Annotated in this window: 3 protein-coding genes; all 3 read right to left on the bottom strand. The window is 52.8% G+C overall.

Going from position 1 to position 3,675, the window contains the following annotated elements; genetic code table 11:
• Positions 1–1,084 (bottom strand): HlyD family type I secretion periplasmic adaptor subunit (locus ACKVOS_RS12170; RefSeq protein ID WP_409212271.1); only part of this gene is annotated, 1,084 nt, incomplete at its 3' end.
• A 22-nt stretch (positions 1,085–1,106) separates the two neighbouring features.
• Positions 1,107–2,882 (bottom strand): type I secretion system permease/ATPase, encoded by a 1,776-nt coding sequence (locus ACKVOS_RS12165; RefSeq protein WP_409212270.1) that lies wholly within the window; start codon positions 2,880–2,882, stop codon positions 1,107–1,109.
• A 64-nt stretch (positions 2,883–2,946) separates the two neighbouring features.
• Complete coding sequence (locus tag ACKVOS_RS12160; protein ID WP_409212269.1) at positions 2,947–3,633, bottom strand: calcium-binding protein; 687 nt, start codon at positions 3,631–3,633, stop codon at positions 2,947–2,949.
• Between the last annotated feature and the right edge of the window lie 42 nt (positions 3,634–3,675).

The raw sequence follows: 3,675 nt of genomic DNA, 5'->3' as shown, positions 1-3,675 counted from the left end.
GGGTTGTTTGCATTTCAAATGCCGAAAAACGCAGCATGACATCCTTGCCCGTCAACAGTTGGTCGACATCCTTCGGACTAACCCGCGCGGTGACAATCAGCATGTCATTATCAGGAACGATTTCCATTATAGTTTCACCCGCTGGCACGACCCCGCCGACGGTGCTGAATGCCAATTTGTCAATCACACCGTCTGATGGCGCACGAACGAGATTGCGGCTATTGGTATCTTGCGCGACAATGTTGCTTTGGCGCAGTGATATCAGCCTCGTTTGAACTTCTGCTAACTCTTCGCCTGCCGCTTTGCGCGCATTGTCTTCGAGCAGATATATCCGCTCTTGCAATTCGGCGATCCGTGCCCGGGTCTGCGCTTCACTGGTTTCGGCGGACGCCACATTGCCTCTGACGCCCTCTGCTGCGCGATGTAACTCATTCCGGCGCTGAAGGGTTGTGTAGCCTTTCTCCCATAACTTATCATTGGCGTCACGTTCTTCTGCAATCAACGCTTCTTGCCGACGATACACATCGGCCTGGACTTGATATCCGCTTATGGAATGCCCGGCCTGGTTGATTTGTTGCGAGATCGTTTGGCGCTGGGATGAAATGGCCTGACGATTGATGGTGAAGGAACGGCGCTCCTCGTCGATTATGCGGGAAACTTCTTTTTCCGATAGGCGTGTAGTCAGGGACTCTGGAAACGGAATGGATCGCAACCCGTCACGCTCGGCTCGTAATCTTGCCTCTCTTGCGAGCAACTGGTCTATGCTTTCGACAGTCATGGCGGCACCTGCGGCCGATACATTGGTATCAAAGCGCAGCAATATCTGGTCTTTTTTTACACGGTCACCATTGCTGACCTCGATTGCCGAAATGACGCCTCCGACCGGGTGAGCGATTTTCTTTACACCCGAAGCAATTGCAACCTCTCCGCCGGCTATTACCGCACCGGAGATTGGCACCAATGTAAGTGCGCCACCAAATCCCGCACAGAGCAGGAAAATTGCAAATTTTGACCGCCGCAATATCTTGGTAAGCTGCAGCTCCGGCTCTGCTTTTTCATTATGCGTGCCTGATGTAAGCGACATCCTGTTCATGATATTCCATTCATCATGCGTTTGCGGCCGAAGATAACTGGCTGGTTTTTACAGGGGCCGGTCCTGCCGCCAGTTTAGGAAGGATCTCGTCTTTATTGCCGAACGCACGCACTACGCCTTGGTCGAGCCACAGGAGTTTGCCGATTTCGGCCAGCGCGCTGGGCCTGTGGGCGACTATGATGACAATCGCACCACGTGCGCGGGCCGTGGCAATTGCATGGTTGAGAGCAAAATCGCCTACAGCGTCGAGATTAGAATTGGGTTCGTCCAAGACAATCAGGAACGGCTTTCGGAATAACGCGCGTGCCAAGGCTATCCGTTGCCTTTGTCCGGCAGACAGGTTGCGCCCATATCCGCCCAACAGCGTGTCATATCCTTCCGGGAAGCTGATAATAAGGTCATGCACACCGGCATCTTTAGCGGCTTCAACCACTTCTTCGCTTGTGGCGTCGGGATTAAATCGCGCGATATTTTGGGCTACCGTCCCGTCGAACAATTCTATGTCTTGTGGCAAATACCCTAAATGGGTGCCAATTATGTCGCTTTCCCATTGGTCGAGGGTCGCTCCATCAAGCCTTACCGAACCCCGCGCCGGAGGGATGACGCCAACGAGTGATGATGCAAGAGAACTTTTGCCTGATCCACTTGCCCCTACAATTGCCAATGTATCTCCCGCTGACAGACGAAAACTAACGTCGCGAAACAGTACAAACTGAGAGCCGGGTGCGATCGCGACAAGGCCCTGCACTTCCAATTCGCGGGAGGGGATTGGCAATTTCGTTCGGACAGCGGCGCTATCGTGCATATTCAAACATTCGGCCAACCGGTTCCATGCCTGTCGAGCCGAAATGAAACCGCGCCACTGGCCAATCGCTACCTCAATTGGAGCAAGTGCGCGGGATGCAAGAATGGTGCTGGCAATAATGATCCCGCCTGATGCTTCATCATGTATAACCAACCACGCGCCGCACGCGAGAATGAGCGATTGAAGCAGCATTCTGAAGCTTTTGCTGAAGGTACGCATGGCGCTCAACCGCACCGCGATATCCGCGTTGGTGCCGAGATAGGCTTCGCTCAATCGGTTCCATCCGGCCAAGGCATGCTGTTTCATCCCCAACGCGTGAAGCACATCCGCATTCCGACTGCAGGATTCCATATATGCCGCACGTTCTGCGCCCCGCCTTGTTGAAGTTTCGATGTGCGCGATTGTCATCCGATCGGTAATAATCGTCAGAATTACGAGTATAGCCGCCCCCGCAAGGCTGACTAAACCCAGCATAAAATGGAATGCGAATAGGATTGCCAGAAACAAAAATACCCAAGGCAAATCGAATATTGCCATGGGACCCGGGCTCGATAAGAACTTGCCCAATTGGTCGAGGTCGCGGGATGGCTGAGGTGTGTCGCGACGCTCAAGCCCGCGCAATTTAGAAGCTTGCATGATGTCGAAAACACGACTGTTCAGTGATTTTTCGAATATCGCGCCGCAATGAACGGTCAACTGATTGCGTAAATGTTCGATTGCGGATTGAAACGCAAAGGCGATGACGAGCAATATCACCAAGCCAATGAGGCTGGGGACACTTCTGCTTGGAAGCACTTCATCATATACCAGCAGCATGAAAATAGCGCCAGAAAGCATCAAGATATTCAGGAATGCGCTCATGCCGAGCAAAGTTGTGAGCACGCCGCTGCGGCCTGTAAGAGCCGCATGGAGTTCGGGCGCATGAATTAAGCCTAAAGTCGATTGGCGGGGCAATTGGGTCACCGGAGCACGATGCTCGTTCATACTTAAAATGGAGCAGCGCGGTACAAAGTAACGCGCTGCTCCGGGGTCTTTATTAGCCGAGAAATTAGATAATCAAATCGGCAAGTGTAACGCCAGTCGCATTATTCAACTGGATTTCATAATCAGCAACTGTATCGCCATCGGTATCGATTGCGAGCACTGTGCTTGCGCCGCCAGCGAAGCTGTTGAACGAAATCTGTGATGCATCAAGGTTGAGCGATGCAAGATTGATCTTGTCTTCGCCAACCGCAAAGTCGGTGATAACATCACGAAGGCCGGCACCGGCTTCCGATTCACCTGCACGGAAGAAGAAGATATCGCCTTCGGTTCCGCCGGTCATAACGTCACGGCCCATGCCGCCGGTCAAACGGTCGATGCCTTCGCCGCCAGTCATAACATCGTTGTCATTACCACCAAGCATGTAGTCTTCGCCATTGCCGCCGTTGAGAATGTCCAAACCGTCGCCGCCGGCCATACGATCGCTATCGTCACCGCCGAACAATTTGTCGTCGCCTACGCCGCCGCTGAGGTTGTCGTTACCAAAACCACCGATCAATGTGTCGTTATCTGCGCCACCGAACAATTTGTCGTCGCCATTGCCACCAAGCAATCGGTCGTCGCCAACGCCGCCGTTCAGAATGTCGTTGCCTTCGCCACCGGAAATTTTGTCATTTCCAGCTTGACCGATGATGTTGTCGTCGTCTGGTGTGCCGACAATAGTGTCGTCACCGTTGGTTGGAGTAGTTGTCATCTTCTTATTTCCTTGTCTAAAAAGTCGGAAAAATGTTTGAGC

Origin of the sequence: Sphingorhabdus sp., assembly GCF_046154385.1 — a bacterium.
GTDB lineage: Bacteria > Pseudomonadota > Alphaproteobacteria > Sphingomonadales > Sphingomonadaceae > Sphingorhabdus_B.
The sequence above is the reverse complement of the archived record's forward strand: the minus strand, read 5'-3'. Positions and strand labels throughout refer to the sequence as shown.